We start from the raw sequence: 19311 nt of genomic DNA on the forward strand, positions 1-19311 counted from the left end.
TCCAGATTGCGCGATCGCAAACAAATAATTTACTCATACAGGGTACCAATCGCCAGCGGCTTACGTAGCGTTATGATCTGTCCCTGCTGTGGCCAGTCAGCAAAGCGGTAGGTTGCGACTTTATACTTTCCCATGGAATTATCTTCAAACGGCAGGTTATCTGTGACCGGCAGGCTATGCATTTGTTTTTGTGTATCTGTAAAACTGACGGACACTCCATTGTCCATGAGGGCGTAAACATATTTGATGCCAGCGCATTTCTTGCCGATCAGGCGGATGCGATAACCTGATTCGCGCTGCGCACTCAATAGCTGTTCGCAGGCACTCCGCATCTCGTTCGCATCATAGACGCCGCCTTCATGTTCCTTGATGGAATACCGCCCGCTGAAATAAAACAGGCCTGCCGGCCGGTTCAGCCGCAACACAGCATCTTCTGCATAGGCCTGTTTCAGCATGGGGATGGTGGCACGGCCTATGCTGTCAACAGCGATGTCGAGACTGGTTTTTTCACCGGCGAGGTGAAGACTTAGCCCTTCCATGCTGACATCTTTTACCGGCCTTAGCTGAAGATGTGCCTGGATCAAAGGACGGGTACGGATAAAGGTTTCAAAATAGGCACTGGCTTTGTAAGCACGGCGATAACTGCCCCATTCGGCATCGCGGATGGCGCTTATTTCCACCTGTTGCCCACCAGGCGGATTGTCGGCCCAGGCCAGACAGGGCAAGGCTGCGAAGACAATGAAAAGGCAATGACACAAGTAAGACATGGTTTTCCAGAGACGGCATTCAGGCTGCCATTGTAGAACATCGCCACACTGCGTACAGTGCCGGAAGATAGATGGTCTTGTATTCATGCATACATGACTTCCGGCACTGCCTGCGCGAACCGCCTTCGCGTAAAATTGCGCATTCCGTGCAAGCAAAGATAAGGTTATCAATTGGAAAACGTTTTAAGGTGGCGCAGGCAGTTTGCACGTAACCGTCTGGGTCTGGCCGGCATCTTGCTCACCCTGTTTATTACAGGTATTGATACTGTGCAAATCTGGATGCGCGGGCCGCAAGCAGATGATTTGCACAGTCTGGCGGGGTTGCTGGTGGTCTGGCTGGCCAGTCAATTTACCAGTGCACCTTCGCTGATCAGTGCAGGCTCAGACCGGGCCGAGCTGGTTTATCAACTATTCATTTGCCTGAATATAGCCTCCGGCCTGCTATTCGCACTATTGCTATGGCTGCGCACGCAAGGGCTTAAACCTGTGTCAGGTCATCAAATAGACGATCTGCTGTCTGACCGGCAGAATAAACTGAAGAAACGGGCGACATTGCTCAAAACATGCTTCGTCAGCCTGCAATTGCTGCTGGCCATCAGTGTTGATTCCGGCCTGTTATTTTTGCTAGCGGCAGAACTGGCGGTGATCATGCCGCGCAACAAGGGTATCTGCTGGCTCATGCTGCAAATGCTATTGTTTTCCATAGTCACTATCTATACCAGTATCAATATCGTGGTCTACGACAGTGGCTTGCGGCTACGCCTGCTTTACCTGGCTGGGGAGCTGACTGTACAGGGTCTGATTTATGCCGGTACTTACGTTACCCTGCTGGAAAGGCGGGGCCGTCTGGTGCTGGCAGCGGCCAATGCAGAATTAAGGGCAACGCAATCCATGCTGGCTGACACGGTACGCGCATCTGAGCGCATACGTATTGCCCGCGACCTGCATGATGCGGTGGGCCATCACCTGACTGCCCTGAACCTGCACCTGGATCTGGCAGTACGCCAGGCCGAACCGCAGCGTGAGACATCCCTGCGCACCTCCAGTGAGCTGGCGCGTGCACTGCTGGCCGAAGTCAGGGCCGTGGTCGATGTAGAACGGCTGAAACCCTCCATCCATTTGCGCCATGCCTTACGTGCACTTTGCGAAGGCATGCCCTATCCCGACATCTGCCTGCTGATGGAAGAAAATCTGGAAATCAATTCCCCCGCGGCCGCCCACACTATTTTTTGTTGCATACAGGAGGCGATTTCCAACGTGGTCAAACATGCGCAGGCAGATAACTTGCTGATCAATATTGAACACAAGGAGGATGACTTGCTGATGTCCATTCGCGACGATGGCGTGGGCAATACTGGCGCGGCAGAAGGAAACGGCCTGCGCGGCATGCGGGAACGACTTGCAGAACTGGGCGGAAGCCTGCACCTGGAACACAGCCAGAAGCATGGCTTTGCGCTGACATTATCGATACCTTATACAAGGTGCATGGCATGAATACTGCGAACATTCCGAACACCCTGAATACTCCAGATAACCCGAATGACCTGAACAACATGCACAACATGATCAGGGTCATACTGGTCGATGACCAGATGCTGGTACGCAGCGGCATACGTGGCTTGCTTGACCTGACGCCAGACATACGCGTCGTGGCAGAAGCCTCAAATGGTGATGAGGCTGTCGCAGTCATCGCAAATACACCCGCAGACATATTATTGCTTGACGTCAGGATGCCGCAATGTTCTGGCATAGAACTGCTGCAAAGGCAGGCAAATAACCCGGCCAGTCTGCCACCAACCATACTGTTGACGACGTTTGATGACGACGATGCCTTGTTTGCCGGCATGCGGGCAGGCGCACGTGGCTTTTTGCTGAAAGACATATCACTGGAGAGACTGGCCGACAGCATACGCCGCGTTGCAACAGGCGGCACCATGTTTCGCCCTGCACTGACAGAACGCACGCGCGCATCGTATGAAAGCAGCAGACATGCGTCAGCACTCCCTGAAAAAATAATTAACAACCCGCTGACAGAACGTGAAGTTGAAGTACTGGCCCTGATGGCCGCAGGCATGAACAACAATGAAATCGCCCTGGCCTTGGGCCCCAGTGAAGGTACGATCAAAAATCATGTGTCGAGTATCTTGTCCAAACTTGTCGTGCGTGACCGTGTACGCGCGGTGTTGCGTGGTATAGAACTGGGCTGGATCTGAAGCAAAGAATGACTGTGCGACGAAGCAAAAACAGGAATAATCACGAATGCATTTATCGACTGTCAGAAATATAATCGCCGCATTACTGGCCACCGTCAGTGTGCCATGCCTGGCGCAGGTGACACATATGATGATGCCTGAAGATACACAGGACATTGACTTCGGCGTCGCCGCAGTTGTGGCCCCGTCTGCGGAAGGCAGTAGTGGCAGGCGCTTTTTTGTATTGCCCTTCGCATCGGTACAATGGAGCAATGGGGTATTTCTCGCCCCCGGTGAAATCGGCATACGCCTGCCTGCACCGGTCAACAGTCAATATGGCCTGATGCTGGCGTATGGCGTCAAACCAGATCGTATTGACAACACCAACGACGCAAAAATCAATGCTGAACCAGGCGGTTTCTACAACTATCAGTTTGCGCAGCAACTAGGCATCAAATCCCGCCTGGCTTTTGGTGGTGGCGACCAGCACCGTGGTGCGCGTATGGAACTTGGCGCATGGGCATCAACCGCCCTGACATCTCATCAAAGCGCCTCGGCAGAGGTCGGCCTGCAACTGGCTGATCATGCTTATATGCAGTCTTATTTTGGTGTCAGTGCAGCGCAGGCCGGGCACGGCCCTTATCGTCTTTACGATGCGGCCAGTGGCGTCAAAAATACCTACCTGAACCTGAACTGGCGTACCGAACTGTCGCTGAAATATGAATTATCACTGCGCCTGGGGCTGAATCGCCTGTATGGCAGTGCGGCCAGCAGCCCGCTGGTCAGCCAGCGCAATACTGTCAGCGTAATGTCGGCAATAAGCTATCACTACTAGATTCCATCAGCAGGTATATGACACACAGTAAAACTGCGCGGTCTGACAGGGGATAGCCAGGCCGCGCATGAGGTGCTTAAAACTGATACCGCAAACCCAGGGAAAAGCCATCCATGCCAAATTTCAGGCCGGCTTTCTTTGCTTCGCCGAAATGCTCAAGCTCAAGCGTCAAAGCCAGCTCTTTGCTGACATTGTAGGCCATGCCAGCACCTGCATATAAACGCATCTTTTTTTCTTCTCCTGCCAAAGAACTCAATTCTCCCGTTGCCGTAAATTTGGTACGGGTATACGTTGTACCGATTTTTCCGTACAGCGACCAGTCTTCAGCAGCTTGCCAGGTTCCCCTGACAGCCGTGTAGATCGCGTCTGCACGCGTACCCAGCTGGTTGCCGGAACCAGGAACAGGATCAATAGTGGAACTGCCAAAATTCTTATAGCCAGCCTCTACCGCTATGGCAGGCGCAAAATTATAGGCCAGATAAAACTTGAACGGTACGGGTTTTTCCTTGCTCTTGAATGTGCTGGTGTGAGCACCATCCTGGAAATTCAGTTCGGTTTCATAACTATTGCTGACGGCAGCGCCGACAGAGACATTCTGGGCATGGGCTACCATTGCCATGCTGGCGCCAGCAACTGCCAGCATGGACAGACACAGTATTTTCTTCATTCTTGATTCCTTTGGTGTTGAACAAATTGTTTCTACAGACGACGAAGATTGCATTCGCAGGTTGGCTGTAAAAAGTGAATCAAGCTTAGATAAAGCAAAGCGATGCCGACAGTGCCAGAAGTCATGGTCGGGCCTTCGGCTAACACAGCTGGCTGATGGCACTATCGCGTTCCATCAATATTCCATATTGCTTGTGATGCGGTCTGCGACCGGCATTTTCGTTCAAGATGAATGTCCATGCTGCCCTTGATGCCAGCAATAAAAAAACTGGAGGACGATATGCAAGTCATTATTTTCAAGCGTCAGATGATGTGCCTTGGCTTGCTGCTCATGATGGGTATCTTCGCCATGAGCAGCAAGCCCCAGGCGGCGGAAATACCCAAAATCATCTATGTACGCCCGGTTCCCGACAATGACGACCCTTACCTGCAACAGGGCAGCGATGGCATCAGGCAAGCGGCACAGATGTACCAGATGCAGGCAACGACACTGTCGAGTCACGCTGACCGCGCGGGCAGGCAAAAGCAGCTCGATAACGCGGTCAGACAGGGTGCTGCCATTATCGTGATGATGGGTTATGAATTTCGAGAGTTGCTCGATACCGTACCGCGTACGGCACCACAGGTACGCTTTGTGATACTGGAGCAATGCATCAGCAATCCCCCACCCAACCTGTTATGCATCAGCTTTCGCGAAAGCGAGGCGAGTTATCTGGCCGGCATGGAAGCAGCACTGATCTCGGTCAGCGGCAAGCTCGGCATCATCGGTGCGGTGAAAACCCCGCTCAAGCAAAAGACGATAGATGCCTTCATCACCGGGGCAAGATCAGTCAGGGCAGATGCCGATCTGACCCATATCGTCTGGATAGAAGGCAGCCAGCCTTTCAATGACACGGCCCGCGCTGAAGCTTTGGCGAAAAGCATGCTGGCCGATAGTGTGGACATGATTTATGCCGCAGCGGGCATGAGCAATAACGGTGTGTTCAAGGCCATTGCCGGCAACCCCAGGGCGCATGCGATAGGCAGCTATGTCAATCAATGCCCCAAAACCGCGGGCAAGGTCATCGACAATATGCAGGTGCACAGCGATACTGCCATAAGCCTGGCAATCGCCGCCATCCTGAGCGGATCAAGCGCCACAAAAATTGAATATGGCCTGAAAGAAGGTGCGATATCGCTGACTGGCATCAGCACGGATGCGGCGTATTCCGATTGCGATATCCTGCGTCAGCGACCAGTGCTGCAAAAACTGCGTGAAGCCAGTCAGGCCATTATCAAGGGCAAGCTGAAAGTTGAGTGAGGCCATTATTTCAACTTTCTCTGGCTTGCTTCAGCCTTTATTTTTCTCTGACCATAACACGCCGCCAGTTGCCCAGTTATCACGACTGACATCTTGCAAAATGATGCTGACGCTTTCGGGCGCAGCACCCAGTGTCTGACAGGTTGCTTCGGTGAGTGCTTTGACAAACGCACGTTTTTGTTCCGGAGTACGGCCTTCAAACATTTGTACCTGAATAGTTGGCATATGGCTTCCTTTGAATAAGTGATTACTGGTCTGCTGCAAGATAAAGCAGACCAGTATCATATGCCAGACAGCATTTATTTTCAGGCGGCGCGCCGATGAACCAGTTTGCCTGCAGCATAGGTTGCCGCTACCGTCCTGTCATCTCCCAGCAAAGCCAGTGCGAATAATAATTCATCCAGGCTCTCGGTATGCCCGGTACGGCGTGCCAGCAAGGGTGTAGCCTGCGGGTCAAGCACGATGAAATCGGCTTCTGCATCCTTGACGAAATTACCTATCGTGCCTTCAAGCTGCATGCTGCGTGCACCACCCAGGGTTGCCAGGTAAAACATGCGCAGCGCAGGCAGGTAGGTACCTCCCAGACGTGCCATTTTGTAGGCTTCATTCATGGTGCGCAGCATGGAGAATGAAGTGCCCCCACCGACATCGGTGGCCAGTGACAGGCTGACTTGCTGGGCATCGGCGCGTTCAAAATTGAACAGACCGCTGCCGAGGAAGAGATTGGATGTCGGGCACATCGCCACTGCCGATTGCGTTTCTGTCATGCGTGCACGGTCAGCATCATCGAGCCATATGCAATGGCCGTACATGGCACGCGGGCGCAGCATGCCGTACTGGTCATACACATCAAGATAACTACGGGCTTTGGGATACAGTGCTTTAACCCAGGCCACTTCATCGGTATTTTCTGCAACATGGGTCTGCAGGAAAGTATCGGGATAAGCTTGCGCCAGTTCGCCTGCCAGCTGCATTTGCGCGTCGCTGGAGGTAGGTGCAAAGCGTGGGGTGATGGCATACAACTGGCGGCCACGCTTATGCCATTTCTTGATCAGGGTTTCGCTGTCGCGTATGCCACCCTCGGCAGTGTCGCGCAAGAATTCAGGGCAATTCCTGTCCATCAAGACCTTGCCTGCCACCATACGCAGATTGCGTGCTTCACTCTCGGCAAAGAAGGCTTCGACGGATTCTGGATGGACGGTGCAATACACCATGGCTGTCGTCGTGCCTGAACGCAGCAACTCATCAATGAAAAAATGCGCGACCTGAGCGCTGTGGTTGATATCTGCAAACTGGCGTTCAGTCGGGAAGGTATACGTCTCCAGCCAGGGTAGCAAACCGGGCGCTGGCGAGGCGATCATGTCGGTCTGGGGGTAATGGATGTGGGTGTCGATAAAACCCGGCACAATGAGTTTGCCGCGGTAATCGATAACCTCTGTCCCTTCAGGCAGGCTGGCATGCAATTGGGCATACTCGCCTGCGGCGACGATCTTGCCGTCTTCGACGATCAACAGGCCGTCTTCATGCCAGGCATATGCCTGCGCATGAAAGGCAGGGTCTTGCTGGAAATGCAGCACACTGGCACGGTAAGCTTGCAGCGTGTTTTTACTTGAAATATTGCTCATCGTGGTCTTTCTGAATTCTGTCTTGCAGGCGCAATCAAGCCAAACCACGACTTGTACATCAAGTCTGCCGGTCTGGCATCACATTCGCATTGATCTGGTGGGTGCTAAGCGCTAACAGCGAGAGTTTAACGCTTAGCCAGCAAGTGACACTCATCTAGCGCTCGTTTTTCTGTATTTGACTTGGAAACATCAGAGCCTATACGCGCAAGCACGCGGCTGAGTTCTTTTTGCTGATGGATGTCATGTTCTTCCCAGACCTGCAAGAGCTGGGCGACGACAGAGGCTGCTATCACTGCCGGTTGCTTACCATGTATGCCCGGCAAGCCTATGGGGCAGACCATGTCATTGAGGCGGGCAGCTGGTAAGCCGCGTTCACGCAGGCGGCGTTCAAACTGTACGCGCTTGGTTTGCGAGCCTATGAGGCCAAACCAGCCTATATCTGGCAGGCGCAGGATATGTTCAGACAGTTTCTGGTCCAGTGCATGGCTATGCGTGAGCACCAGGAAGGATGTGCCCGGGGCAGCTTTGGCTATCAGGGCTTCTGGCGTATCCGTTGCTTCTACCGTGACATTGGCTGCGAGCCTGGTAGGGAACATATCTTCGCGTTCATCAACCCAAGTGATACGGCAAGGCAAATCCGCCATGGCACGGACGATAGCAGCACCGACATGGCCAGCGCCAAACAACATCAGGTGGGCGCGGTAAGCGAGGCAAGAATCGAGCAGCCAGCGCTGGCCTGCTGCATCAGTCAAGACCTGGCAGGGATTGCTGGTATCGATTTGCACAGCCAGTCCCGCAGGCCAGGCCGGGCCTGTCAGGTGGGTGCCATTGGCATCGCACAGGGTTGGCTCTTGCGCACTGTCGAGTGCCAGCAAACGCCAGCTATCCTGCCCCAGACGCCAGCGCTGGTTCAGGCAATTCAAGTAAGCCAGGCTGTCAGCCTGCACGCGTTCAAAGGCCAGGTGCACGACACCACCACAGCATTGACCCAGGCTGGGGCCCAGCGGGAAACGTTCAAAGCGACGCTGGGCAGCAAGCTGGCTTTCTGGCATGGCCAGCATGCTGCGGGCGATTTCTGTGGCCTTCATTTCCAGATGGCCACCACCTATGGTGTCGAATAATTCATCTGCCGTGACCAGCATCTTGGCACCCGGCTCACGCGGGCCGGAACCCAATACCGTGGCTACCGTCACCAGTATCTTGGGGGCGGCTTGTGTGGCAATTGCATTTAACCAAAGCTTCATGATGAACTCGCCTTTTTAGCTGGCAGGAGCCATGGCTTCTACGCCATTGATGGCCGACAGGATCGCTTCGCTGGTTGCCGGTGCATTCAGTGGCGGGTTATAGCGGTAGTCTGCCACGCTGGCAATCGCATCACGTATCGCGAAGAAAACAGAGAACGGCAACAGCAAAGGTGGCTCACCGACGGCCTTGGACCTGTGTATGCTGTCTTGTACATTGCGGTTCTTGAAGAGGCTGACGCGGAAGTCTTCAGGGCAATCAGAAATCGCCGGTATCTTGTAGGTTGAAGGTGCATGCGTCATCAGCTTGCCGCCTTTGTTCCACCATAATTCTTCTGTGGTCAGCCAGCCCATGCCTTGTATGAAAGCACCTTCTACCTGACCAATATCGATGGCAGGGTTCAGAGAATTACCGGCATCGTAGAGCGCATCGGCACGCAAGAGTTTCCATTCGCCGGTCAGGGTATCGACAATGACTTCAGATACCGAAGCACCGTAAGCATAATAAGAGAAGGGATTGCCACTCATGGTTTTAGGGTCCCAGTGCAAGCCCGGTGTCGCATAAAAACCATCAGACCATAATTGCACGCGCGCCAGATAGGCTTTTTGCACCAGGGCTTCAAACGGGATATCGAGGCCATTGACACTGACCAGGCCAGCCGCAAAGCGGATGTCTGCCAGTTCACCACCATAAGTTTTTACTGCAAATTCAGCGAGGCGCTGACGCAGGGTATGCGCGGCATTTTGCGCGGCCTTGCCGTTCAGGTCAGCCCCAGTCGAAGCAGCCGTTGCCGAAGTATTGGCGACCTTGCTGGTATCGGTAGCAGTAGCACGCACCTTGTCCAGGTTCAGGCCCAGTTCATGCGCGACTACCTGGCAGACCTTGGTATTGACGCCCTGCCCCATTTCACAACCACCATGATTAACGAGCACCGAGCCATCGGTATAGATGTGTACCAAAGCACCAGCCTGGTTCAGATGGGTGACGTTAAACGCGATACCAAATTTAACCGGCGTCAGTGCCAGACCTTTTTTGAGAACAAGGCTGCTGGCATTGAAAGCCTTGATGCCAGCACGGCGCTGTTGATATTCACTGCTGGTTTCGAGTTCTGCCACCAGTTCATGGATGACGTTATCGACGACCTTCTGGCCGTACTGGGTGATGTTGCGCCCCTCTGCGTCATTGCGACCATAGAAATTGATCTTGCGTATCTCCAGCGCATCCTTGTTCAGGTCTCGGGCGATATTATCGACGATGTATTCAATCGCAATCGCCCCTTGCGGGCCACCAAAACCACGGAAAGCGGTATTCGACTGGGTATTGGTCTTGCCGCACATGGCTCGGATATCGACATCACCAAGGTAGTAAGTATTATCGAAATGACAGACTGCGCGGGTTGCCACCGGTGCTGACAGATCGGCAGAGTAACCGGCACGCGAGACCATCTCTACCCTTGCTGCAATGATGCGGCCTTCATCGTCATAACCGACTTCATAATCATAATGGAAGCAATGGCGTTTGCCGGTCACCATCATGTCGTCATCACGATCAGCACGCAGCTTGACCGGGCGCTTCAGGTGCACCGCAGAGATCGCTGCCGCTGCTGCCCACAAGGCAGATTGTGATTCCTTGCCACCAAAACCACCACCCATGCGGCGGCATTCAACCACGATGTTATGGCTGTGTACACCGAGCGCATGCGCGACCACATGCTGCATTTCGCTAGGGTGCTGGGTAGAACACAGCACCAACATGCCGCGGTCTTCCTTCGGTATGGCGTAAGAAATCTGGCCTTCGAGGTAGAACTGCTCTTGCCCGCCTACATACAATTCACCTTTGACGCGACGAGGTGAGCGCTCAAATGCGGCTTGCGCATCACCACGCTGCAAACGCATCGGTGGCAGGACGAAGGACTGGGCTTTTTTTGCTTCTTGTGGCGTCAATATTGCAGGCAATTCTTCATAGACTATCTCGGCCTTGCGCACGGCACGGCGCGCATTGTCATGTGTATCAGCGACGACGATGAAGATGGGCTGGCCTACATATTCCACCAGGCCTTCTGACAGGATAGGGTCATCATGGATGATGGGGCCGCAGTCATTGGTGCCGGGGATATCCTTGGCGGTGTATACCGCCACGACGCCACGCGCGCTTTTGACTGCATCAAAATTCATGGACACAATATTTGCATGCGCCTTGGACGATAGCCCAAGTGCCGCATGCAAGGTGCCCTGCACTTCAGGGATGTCGTCGGTATAACGTGCCTCACCCAGCACATGCAGCACTGCTGATTCATGCGGATGTGATTTGCCTACCTCTGCCCAGTCTGCATGGTCTTTGGCAAGATTTTTGTCGGTCAGGAAAGCGTCAGTTTGGGTATTCATGTTTTCTCCTGAGCTTAAGCTGTGACGGTGACGGGGGCAAAGACATTGATGGCCTGCAGTTTCAGCGGCGCATCGGTACGTGTCTCCAGCCAGAAACGGCGCAAGAGATTTTGTGCTGTCTGCATACGATAGGTATTGCTGGCACGTATATCGGTCAGTGGTGTGTAATCCTGTGCCAGCAAGACCATGGCATTTTTCACTGTCGCTTCACTCCAGGCTTGCCCGTTCAAGGCTGCTTCTGCCAGCGGTGCACGGCGTGAAGTGGCAGCCATGCCGCCGAAGGCGATATGTGCATTACGCACGATGTCACCATCGAGGCTGACCGCAAAAGCGGCGCAAACGGCAGAAATATCCTGGTCATACCGCTTGGCGAGTTTATAGGTACGGAACTGCTGCCCGGCTTTGGGCAAGGGTATGCGCACAGCAGCGACGAATTCGCCGGGCTGCATATCCTTTTTCATATAGTCGAGGTAAAAATTCTCGAGCAACAGCACGCGCTGACCGCGCACACTGTGTAAGACGATCTCAGCGCCCAGGGCGATCATCCACGGTGCTGAATCCCCAATCGGCGAACCATTGGCGACACTGCCACCGAGCGTGCCGGTATTGCGTATAGGTTGCGAGGCAAAGCGCTGCCACATCTCGGTCAGTTCGTCCGGGTAATGCTGGCAGACTGCACCATAGGCATCATTCAGTGACACGGCGGCACCTATCTCCAGCATGCCATCCACGGTCTTGATGTGTTTTAACTCATCAACTTCACGCACATAAATGATATTGCCCAGGTCGCGCATTTGCTTGGTCACCCACAGGCCGACGTCGGTGGAACCTGCCAGTATGGTGGCCTTGGGATTAGCCTCACGTACTTCAGCCAGTTGCTGCAAAGTGCGCGGCGCATAAAAAGTCTGGCCATCAGCCGTATAGCTGAACATCTCGCCGCGCTGCAGACCTTGCAGGCCATTAATGACAGCCGCACGGTCAAACTCAGCCGCTGGCAATTCGCCCATGCGCTTGGCGGCATCGATAATGGGGCGGTAACCTGTGCAACGGCAGAGGTTGCCGGACAGGGTTTCGTCTATCTCCTTGCGGCATGGCGGAACAGTGCTGCCTTCTTTTTTCAGGTACAGGCTCCACAGGGACATGGCAAACCCCGGTGTGCAAAAGCCGCATTGCGAACCATGGCATTCCACCAGCGCCTGTTGCACAGGATGCAGTTCACCATTCTTTTGTTGCAAGTCTTCTACCGTAAACACGGCTTTGCCATCGAGCGTAGGCAGGAATTGTATGCAGGAATTCACCGACTGCAATTCCAGCTGCCCATGTTTCATTTCACCAACGACAACCGTACAGGCCCCACAATCGCCCTCGGCACAGCCTTCCTTGGTGCCGGTGCAATGCAGGTCTTCGCGCAGATGCTGCAACAACGTGCGCGTAGGCGCAGCATTGCTGACCTGCTGGATTTGGCCTTGGTAGTAGAAACGAATAGGGTCAGACATGAATGCTCCGGTATGAAATTCTTATGAGGCGAGGTTAGCATCCGCGGCGCTGACATCTATATGAATAAAATGATGTTGCTTATCTGCGCAAAAAAATATGAAGTCATGCTGCTACCTGCGGGAATACCTCTCCAGTATAGGCAACAGGCAGGAAAACGCAGGTTATTGCCGCTATGGGCAATATCACGGTTTTTATATAGTGCGGGTAAGGTCAAAAATACAGGTTTGAGCACTGCTTCGGGTTTATGCGGCAGCAGGTTTGCGTGTTGAATTCTTGATAAATGTGCTATGCCGAAACCGCAAGGCTGACCAGTCTTCGTCAATGGCCACCATGCGCACGGTATCAAAACCAGCAGCCTTCAGGATATCCCAGCCAGAATCACGGTTGAATTCGCACTGATAATGCTTGGAACTGCCTTTGGGGTAGGCAAACCACAGCAGCGCATCGCCTTTGGCCAGTTTGACCAGAGCAGCAGACACTGCATCAAGTTCTTTTTGCTTGCTGACAAATGCCAGCGCAAAATCAAGCTGTTTCACTGCTGTTAATTTTCTCACCACCTTGACGCCAGTCAGTTCGGCGATTTCTGCTTCAAACGACATCGGTGCATTCAAAACCAGGATTTCGCCCTGTGTCTTCAGGTTGAGTTTGTTAAAGATGGCAGACATGCTGTTTCACTCCTGTAATGATGAACATATGCATTCCCGTATCATAACTGCTCACCCAGTTCACGAATTTTTCTCATGGTCAGGTAATTGGGTAAAAAACGCCAGCCTGCCAGGCCGGCAAACAGGGCCAGCATTGCGTAAACATTCATCCATCTGAAAAACAGTGGGACCAGAATGAGGGCAATGACAACGAATACCTGCATCTCCTGCCCAATCCAGCCGCGATTCTGGGTCCTGCGCACGGTCAGGGCTTTGGCCAGCTTGCCCAGCTTTGCAGCAATATGCTCAACCCGCACCGCTGCTTTTTTTGCTTCTTGCCACGGCACTTCCGTGCTTGCTGATGCGCGCAATGTGGTCAGTAATTCATAATACTCATCCAGAGCGATACGCAAGTTATCAACCGCCGCGACAGGCAGCATGCTGTCGGTAGCAGCGACGCGAATGGCCTTGATGCTGCGCAATACCTCCTGCTTCATGGCGGCCGCCGCGTCGTGGTCAGCAGTGCGCTGCCAGGCTTCAGCCTTTTGCTGGCGTTCTGCGACTTTTTGTGCTTCTGGCAACATCGCTTCCAATACCAGCAGCGATGCCACTGACATCTGTTCAACTTCGCCCAGGCTTGCCAGCCACGGGCAATAGACTTGCAAACCCGCATAAGCGACCAGCAGGCGCTTGCGCAGGCGTTCGGGCCAGCGCTCGTCATACGCCAGGGCCAATACACGCGCATGCATTTTATGCAGAGGCGCATTGTCATTGGTGTCGAGGCTGTACAACAATTTATCAACATCAGAATGCTCGCCGGGCAGGCACTTGTCTGCATATTCTTTCATCAGGCGATAGGCTTCATGCCAGGCCTGCTGGATTTGCCGGCAACAGTACTGCCATTTTTCCACGATACTGGCAATTTCCTTATTACCTGCATCGGCAAAGGCTTCCAGCACGCCATAGCTATAGATCTGATGCAGCCAGCTGGCGGCGGCCTCATCGCCTTTTAATGCACGGTTGGCATAGGCGAGTATGCCCGGCAGTTCTATGGATTCACCCCGCCACACAGGTGGGATGCCGGGTGCCAGATGGACAATCAGTTTGAGCAATTGCACATCGATCGAGAGTTTCTGGTTTTGCCGCAAATCCAGCAACACCCGCACGGCATTCTGGTCTTTTTGTACATCACGAAACCAAGCCAGCAACTGGGCATTGGCAATGTCGGTCACGCCATCATGCCAGTTACGTGCCAGAGCGACTGCCAGCTGTTCGCGCGTATGACAGATATCGCGGCCTATGTGATAGGGTTCACGAAAGCCACGCATGGAAATGGTTTCGACTGCATCTGGCAGGTTGCTGTCACGCGCCAGCCAGCGCCTGATCTGGCTTTCATCCCAGCGCAGCTTGGGATCACGCAAAAGCAGGCCGCGCAAGAGCTTGCGCAGGTAGGGGTCGCTTATTGCCGTCAATTCCAGTTCACGTGTGGTCAGGTGATGCAGGATGACGGCTTCCGACAAACCGGCAAACGGATGCTGGCCGAGCGCCAATTCCAGCATGATCATGCCCAGTGCCCAATAGTCAGCCTTGGCATCAATCACGCCTGACAGGCTTTCAGGTGAGGCATATGGCAGCGTGCGTGCGGTACCTGTCAGTCTTTGTGTCGCATCAAGTATCGATGAGATGCCAAAATCGGTCAGTATCAGGTCCAGCGGTTGCAGGGTGCGCAGCAGTATGTTTTCGGGCTTGAGGTCACGGTGAATAAGGCCAACTGCATGCACGCTGGCGATGGCTTCTGCCAGTTCGCGGAGTATGTTTTCCAGCATGCCGGGCGACAGCTTGTGTGCCTGCATCAATTGCCGTAGCGAGCCCAGTGCGCAATATTCCATGAGCTCGTAGGTATAACCGTCGGAGATACCTGCTTCCAGAACAACCACGCGATGCTCAGGCGGAATGGCTTTGAGCCTTTCCATGACTTCCGATCTGGCATGAATACCGTGGCGGTAAATTTTTGCCACGCGCAATATCGCACTTGCCTGTTCCTGTACTAGCAATAATTCTGCTTCTGCCCCCTGGGTCGTCAACGGGCGAACGATGGTATAGCGTTCACGCAAGGTTGATGGCAAAACCAGCAGGCTTTGAATTTGTCCGCCATCGGCGGCTTGCAATGCCTGCTGTGCCTGATCCAGGTGTTGTTCTGTGTGGGCAGATGCTGGTATGACAGTCTTCGTACTGGCGAAGGGCCGGTTGCAATACACGCACAGCGTGCTGCCTGGCGGATTAGGTTGCGCGCAATCTTCATAAGCACAAACCAGTTCCTGCGGCTGTTCGATTGCATCTGGCAAGGCCGTCACGGCGACCGGGTGCTTTTCTTCAGGCGGCCTTTTTTCCATCAGGTCAACGCCGGACAACAAAGTGCCGCAGGCGCAACGCATGATGTCGGGTGCGTTTTCTGTCTCACACGCGGGGCAACGACGTATGTAGGTCTGGCTCACTTGATTCACTGCGCTCATGGGACTTGCTCATGGCCTCCAGCTGACGGTGTCGAATTTAAGGCCGCGTTCGGCACAACGCTGTTCAAGCGCCTGCATATCGCCACGCGCCGGTATGCCGACATACCAGATGCGCTGGCCATCGACCATGGTCTGTATGCGTTTATCATGTTCATCGATAGGTGCATCGACATAAGCCTGCATGCGCGCCCGGCCACGGTCCGACAGCAGCACTAGTGGTTGATTGGCAGACCCACGCCAGGCCTGGGTCAGAGGCTTGTTGTCGACAAAGGGTTCGGGTATCAGGGCATCCAGTTTTTGCAGCAGGTCCGCATGCTTTTTTTGCAGCGTTGCCAGGGGATAACCGCTATAGCTAAGGATGTCAAAATCCATACCTGTACTGGCTCGCCAGTGATGCAGACCATCCAGCAAGGCATGCAGGGCTTTGGGTTGCTCGAATGGTTCTCCGCCAGAAATGGTGATGCCATCGAATTGCCCGACACTGACTTCACGGCACCAGGTCAGCAAACCCGCCACCGTCATTTCCTTGCTGCCATCCCTGACCCAGGTATCTTGCGAGACACAGCCCTTGCAGCCTATGCTGCAACCCTGTACCCATATACCTATGCGCCGCCCCGGCCCCAGTACGGTGACAGGGAAATGCGCCTTGTTGATGGCAATCTTCATACTAATTGCAGGCTCAGGCTGATGACTTTATCGGCTTCGGTAATCGCCGTCACGGTGACGCGTTGCTTGCCTTCAAGTTCCTGTTCAAACAGGGCACGTGACAAGGGATTGATGAAATTCGATTCCAACTGGTTACCAACACCGCGGCCACCATTGCTCAGGTCACGGGTACAGCGCGACAGCAACTCATCGCGTACGCCGGCTGGCATGGCCAGTTGCAAATTCATTTCTTCCTGCAAACGTCGTGCGACATTGCGCAACATGCCATCAAATATCTTGGCAGCCACTTCGACAGAAATAAAATTGAAGACGACGATATTGTCACCGATACGGTTTAACAGCTCTGGCCGTGACAATTTGAATTTGAAATAATTGCCTATGGCTTCGCGCACCTTGAATTCGACAGTCTCATAACTGTCACCTGGTTTGACATTCTGGTTGCGGTTACCCTGGTGGTCTTCTACATAAATACCGAGGTTCGATGTGAAGATCAGAATGGTTTCAGAGAAATAAGCAGTGTCACCACGGCCATCGGTAAGGCGACCATCTTCGAGTATCTGCAAGAATTTATCGAGTATGCGTGGGTGGGCTTTTTCGATTTCATCGAAGAGCACGACAGAAAAAGGTTTTTGCCTGACGGCATTGGTGAGTTCACCACCGGCATCAAAACCCACATAACCAGGTGGCGCACCCAGCAGACGGGCGCTGGTATGTTCTTCAGCAAATTCGCTCATGTCAAAGCGCAGGTAGGCACGTTCGTCACCAAATACCAGTTGTGTCAGGGTCTTGGCAAGTTCGGTCTTGCCAACCCCGGTGGGGCCGGCAAAGAACAGGACACCACGTGGGCGGCTACCGCCTGAGCGCGCCTGCGCCCCGGTCAGGCTCATGACCGAACGCTTCAGGATATCCAGGGTCTTTACGACAGCCGGGTGCTGACCCTTGACACGGTCTTCGATAAAGCCCAGCCCATCCCGTATTTTCTTGCGCAGATAATCCTTGCGCCAAGGGTTATCGAGAGCACCCACCTTGTAACAGCGCACCGCATCTTCTATGGCAGAGATACCCAGTTTTTGCCTGTCAGCCAGTTCGGTGATATCCGACAGCGCAGACAGGGACATACCTTCCGTCCCTTCGGTAAAGCTCTTGACGAATTGTGTACGAACGGCTTCACTGGCATCAGCATAGCCGGCAAACAAGGGGGCCAGTTGCAAGGCAGCGGCCTGGCGCATTTCAAAATCCGGTTTGCTGATGACCAGACTGGCAACGCGTTCACTATCAAGTGTGAACCACGATGGCAGATCCTGCGCGCGGTTGACCAGCCACAGTACAGGGTTGTATTGCGGCGAGCCGCCCGTTTCACGCGGGACGATGGCTGTGGCATTGAGGGAAATTTTTTCGGCAGCGACAAAGAAGCGATGCTCGGCCTCGCTTAATTGCTCGGCCTTGCGGGTAATACGCGAGGCAAAATCCAGCAACAAGACACAGCGCACTTCCCTTTCGGCACTGAGTTTCTTCATCAGCTTGCTGAGACTTTCCAAACTCATTTGCTGACAGCCTTCGGCCAGTTTCAATTCAAACAGACGGGCCGCAAGATCGCGTTGCGCAGCGTCGTCCGGATACACACGCAACCCATCTACCGGGTCATAAATCAAGAGCAAACGATAATCGTTGCGCTTCAAAGATTCCCACAGCGCACGATTGAATGGCACCAGAGTAGCGCCGCTGGAGGAGGCATCCAGGGGTAACAGGGGCAGCAGAAAACTGTCGCGTATGCTGCCGGAAATCACATAATGCGATCGTATCGGCAACAGGCGTTGCAAGTCTTGCAGCCAGCGTGTTTCGGGTACATTCATGGTAATTTTTTCGACAGTAATCGGCTTTGCGTTTCGACTTGTTCTTCTTCGGCAAATTGCGGCAATTTATCTTCCAAGACCAACTGCACGGGCAACTCACCCGCCTGCAACAGACGGGTCACCTTCATGTGCATGCCACGCGCTTCCAGCGCTGCCATCAGGCTTGGGAACTCGCTGCACCAGCGGTCTTCAGCCAGATGATCAAGGACACTGCGTTCATTTTCACCCTGCTGCACAGCACGTATGACATTGAAATTGGCTTGTCCGGTTTTTGCGTCCATGCGCATGCGTACCATGTACTTATCCCAGCCACTACGGCGGAAGTGCACGATACCGCCTTCAACAAACAGGGTGTGGGCAACTTCTTCGACCTGGTAACCAAGGTCTTTCAGGGTCTGTTCCAGTATCAGTGCCTGGGCTTCTTCGACCTGGCGTTTTTTCTCGGCTTCCAGCAGTGCCTGGATTTGCAGACGCAATTCGCTGGCCAGCATATCAGCACGTGCGCCGGGCAGGGATTTTTCCAGTTCCCTGGCCAGTTGCGCGATATTTTCCGGCAGTTCTGGCAGGTGAGCGATACGTTTCAGCAATCTTGCCAGCCTGTCTTGCGGCAGGGCAGCGGCACTGGCGGCCTCCAAATCAGCATCGGTCTGATCGAAAAGGGTATCTGCCCGTCTGCTGGATTCTTGCAGCAGAACCGGACGCAGTTCATGTATCAGGGCCTGCAATGTTTGCAGGTAATGCAATAGTTCTTGTTCATCGGCACCTGCCGGGGCGGTAGGGCGACTGGCCAGGACCTGGGCACTACAGCCGATTTTTTCAGCCTGGGCCAGCAAATGCGCAAAGTCTTGCTCTGTCGCTTGCAGTTGTGTCCGCAATGCCGATTGCCCCATGCCAGTGGCAGCCCGCAAACGGTCTTGTAGTGTGGTCTGATGCTCAGTGAGCTGATTATTTAACAGGCCCGCATTCTCATGCGCCTGCGCCACGGCCATTGCCGCCCGTATGGCCGCTGCTGACAAGAGAATGAGCAAGCCATTGCCTGTTAACAAAACCGTGGTGGGACCGCTCATAAGTTCGATACAGGAAGTTGCGGGAATAGCTAATATAGCATGGCAGCGTATAGCATAAAT

General features: G+C 53.8%; 16 protein-coding genes. 4 read left to right on the forward strand and 12 right to left on the reverse strand.

Annotation, left to right across the window (positions count from 1 at the left end; translation table 11 throughout):
• Window positions 1-29: 29 nt before the first annotated feature.
• Window positions 30-767 (reverse strand): hypothetical protein, encoded by a 738-nt coding sequence (locus ACO0LH_RS07130; protein WP_422940335.1) that lies wholly within the window; start codon window positions 765-767, stop codon window positions 30-32.
• Window positions 768-938: 171 nt separating this feature from the next.
• On the opposite strand from ACO0LH_RS07130, the gene ACO0LH_RS07135 reads away from it, so the two are divergent.
• Genes ACO0LH_RS07135 through ACO0LH_RS07145 form a run of 3 tightly spaced genes read left to right on the forward strand, consistent with a single transcriptional unit; the run spans window position 939 to window position 3794 of the window.
• Window positions 939-2261: a sensor histidine kinase gene (locus ACO0LH_RS07135; protein ID WP_422940336.1), complete on the forward strand. Its 1323-nt coding sequence runs from the start codon at window positions 939-941 to the stop codon at window positions 2259-2261.
• Window positions 2258-2980: a response regulator gene (locus ACO0LH_RS07140; protein WP_422940337.1), complete on the forward strand. Its 723-nt coding sequence runs from the start codon at window positions 2258-2260 to the stop codon at window positions 2978-2980. The genes ACO0LH_RS07135 and ACO0LH_RS07140 overlap by 4 nt, the downstream gene beginning before the upstream one ends.
• 46 nt (window positions 2981-3026) lie before the next feature.
• The gene (locus ACO0LH_RS07145) at window positions 3027-3794 is read left to right on the forward strand and encodes a MipA/OmpV family protein (RefSeq protein WP_422940338.1); all 768 of its coding nucleotides are present in this window, start codon (window positions 3027-3029) and stop codon (window positions 3792-3794) included.
• Window positions 3795-3870: 76 nt separating this feature from the next.
• Here ACO0LH_RS07145 and ACO0LH_RS07150 read toward each other — a convergent pair whose 3' ends face one another.
• Entirely contained in the window at window positions 3871-4461 is a 591-nt protein-coding gene (locus tag ACO0LH_RS07150) for an outer membrane beta-barrel protein (RefSeq protein ID WP_422940339.1), read from the reverse strand.
• A 279-nt stretch (window positions 4462-4740) separates the two neighbouring features.
• Here ACO0LH_RS07150 and ACO0LH_RS07155 point away from each other — a divergent pair, with 279 nt between their 5' ends.
• On the forward strand, window positions 4741-5760 hold the full coding sequence (locus ACO0LH_RS07155) for a BMP family ABC transporter substrate-binding protein (protein WP_422940340.1): 1020 nt from the start codon (window positions 4741-4743) through the stop codon (window positions 5758-5760).
• Window positions 5761-5790: 30 nt separating this feature from the next.
• On the opposite strand, the gene ACO0LH_RS07160 is transcribed toward ACO0LH_RS07155, so the two are convergent.
• The 10 genes from ACO0LH_RS07160 to ACO0LH_RS07205 all read right to left on the reverse strand — a co-directional run bounded on the left by ACO0LH_RS07160 (window position 5791) and on the right by ACO0LH_RS07205 (window position 19251).
• Window positions 5791-6045: a 4-oxalocrotonate tautomerase gene (locus ACO0LH_RS07160; protein ID WP_422940341.1), complete on the reverse strand. Its 255-nt coding sequence runs from the start codon at window positions 6043-6045 to the stop codon at window positions 5791-5793.
• 20 nt (window positions 6046-6065) lie between these two features.
• Window positions 6066-7385 carry a guanine deaminase gene (gene guaD / locus ACO0LH_RS07165; protein ID WP_422940342.1) on the reverse strand — a complete coding sequence of 440 codons (1320 nt, stop codon included), beginning with the start codon at window positions 7383-7385 and terminating at the stop codon, window positions 6066-6068.
• Between the two features lie 125 nt (window positions 7386-7510).
• Window positions 7511-8629: a xanthine dehydrogenase accessory protein XdhC gene (xdhC, locus tag ACO0LH_RS07170; RefSeq protein ID WP_422940343.1), complete on the reverse strand. Its 1119-nt coding sequence runs from the start codon at window positions 8627-8629 to the stop codon at window positions 7511-7513.
• A gap of 15 nt (window positions 8630-8644) precedes the next feature.
• Entirely contained in the window at window positions 8645-11011 is a 2367-nt protein-coding gene (xdhB, locus tag ACO0LH_RS07175; protein ID WP_422940344.1) for a xanthine dehydrogenase molybdopterin binding subunit, read from the reverse strand.
• Window positions 11012-11025: 14 nt separating this feature from the next.
• Window positions 11026-12507 (reverse strand): xanthine dehydrogenase small subunit, encoded by a 1482-nt coding sequence (gene xdhA / locus ACO0LH_RS07180; protein WP_422940345.1) that lies wholly within the window; start codon window positions 12505-12507, stop codon window positions 11026-11028.
• Window positions 12508-12750: 243 nt separating this feature from the next.
• Window positions 12751-13173, reverse strand: a complete 423-nt coding sequence (locus tag ACO0LH_RS07185) for a hypothetical protein (protein ID WP_422940346.1) — start codon at window positions 13171-13173, stop codon at window positions 12751-12753.
• Between the two features lie 41 nt (window positions 13174-13214).
• Entirely contained in the window at window positions 13215-15665 is a 2451-nt protein-coding gene (locus ACO0LH_RS07190; RefSeq protein ID WP_422940347.1) for a protein kinase domain-containing protein, read from the reverse strand.
• A gap of 9 nt (window positions 15666-15674) precedes the next feature.
• Complete coding sequence (locus tag ACO0LH_RS07195; RefSeq protein ID WP_422940348.1) at window positions 15675-16331, reverse strand: 4Fe-4S single cluster domain-containing protein; 657 nt, start codon at window positions 16329-16331, stop codon at window positions 15675-15677.
• On the reverse strand, window positions 16328-18184 hold the full coding sequence (locus ACO0LH_RS07200; RefSeq protein ID WP_422940349.1) for an AAA family ATPase: 1857 nt from the start codon (window positions 18182-18184) through the stop codon (window positions 16328-16330). Before ACO0LH_RS07200 ends, ACO0LH_RS07195 begins: the two co-directional genes overlap by 4 nt.
• Window positions 18181-19251 carry a hypothetical protein gene (locus tag ACO0LH_RS07205; protein ID WP_422940350.1) on the reverse strand — a complete coding sequence of 357 codons (1071 nt, stop codon included), beginning with the start codon at window positions 19249-19251 and terminating at the stop codon, window positions 18181-18183. Before ACO0LH_RS07205 ends, ACO0LH_RS07200 begins: the two co-directional genes overlap by 4 nt.
• Between the last annotated feature and the right edge of the window lie 60 nt (window positions 19252-19311).

It is taken from the genome of Undibacterium sp. TJN19 (genome assembly GCF_049339485.1).
Taxonomy (GTDB): domain Bacteria; phylum Pseudomonadota; class Gammaproteobacteria; order Burkholderiales; family Burkholderiaceae_D; genus Undibacterium.

Excerpts from the sequence above, each read along its gene's own strand:
- ACO0LH_RS07130 (WP_422940335.1), bottom strand. The coding sequence starts at position 767 with ATGTCTTACTTGTGTCATTGCCTTTTCATTGTCTTCGCAGCCTTGCCC.
- ACO0LH_RS07140 (WP_422940337.1), top strand. The coding sequence starts at position 2,258 with ATGAATACTGCGAACATTCCGAACACCCTGAATACTCCAGATAACCCG.
- ACO0LH_RS07145 (WP_422940338.1), top strand. The coding sequence starts at position 3,027 with ATGCATTTATCGACTGTCAGAAATATAATCGCCGCATTACTGGCCACC.
- ACO0LH_RS07150 (WP_422940339.1), bottom strand. The coding sequence starts at position 4,461 with ATGAAGAAAATACTGTGTCTGTCCATGCTGGCAGTTGCTGGCGCCAGC.
- ACO0LH_RS07155 (WP_422940340.1), top strand. The coding sequence starts at position 4,741 with ATGCAAGTCATTATTTTCAAGCGTCAGATGATGTGCCTTGGCTTGCTG.
- ACO0LH_RS07160 (WP_422940341.1), bottom strand. The coding sequence starts at position 6,045 with ATGATACTGGTCTGCTTTATCTTGCAGCAGACCAGTAATCACTTATTC.
- guaD (WP_422940342.1), bottom strand. The coding sequence starts at position 7,385 with ATGAGCAATATTTCAAGTAAAAACACGCTGCAAGCTTACCGTGCCAGT.
- xdhC (WP_422940343.1), bottom strand. The coding sequence starts at position 8,629 with ATGAAGCTTTGGTTAAATGCAATTGCCACACAAGCCGCCCCCAAGATA.
- xdhB (WP_422940344.1), bottom strand. The coding sequence starts at position 11,011 with ATGAATACCCAAACTGACGCTTTCCTGACCGACAAAAATCTTGCCAAA.
- xdhA (WP_422940345.1), bottom strand. The coding sequence starts at position 12,507 with ATGTCTGACCCTATTCGTTTCTACTACCAAGGCCAAATCCAGCAGGTC.
- ACO0LH_RS07185 (WP_422940346.1), bottom strand. The coding sequence starts at position 13,173 with ATGTCTGCCATCTTTAACAAACTCAACCTGAAGACACAGGGCGAAATC.
- ACO0LH_RS07190 (WP_422940347.1), bottom strand. The coding sequence starts at position 15,665 with ATGAGCGCAGTGAATCAAGTGAGCCAGACCTACATACGTCGTTGCCCC.
- ACO0LH_RS07195 (WP_422940348.1), bottom strand. The coding sequence starts at position 16,331 with ATGAAGATTGCCATCAACAAGGCGCATTTCCCTGTCACCGTACTGGGG.
- ACO0LH_RS07200 (WP_422940349.1), bottom strand. The coding sequence starts at position 18,184 with ATGAATGTACCCGAAACACGCTGGCTGCAAGACTTGCAACGCCTGTTG.
- ACO0LH_RS07205 (WP_422940350.1), bottom strand. The coding sequence starts at position 19,251 with ATGAGCGGTCCCACCACGGTTTTGTTAACAGGCAATGGCTTGCTCATT.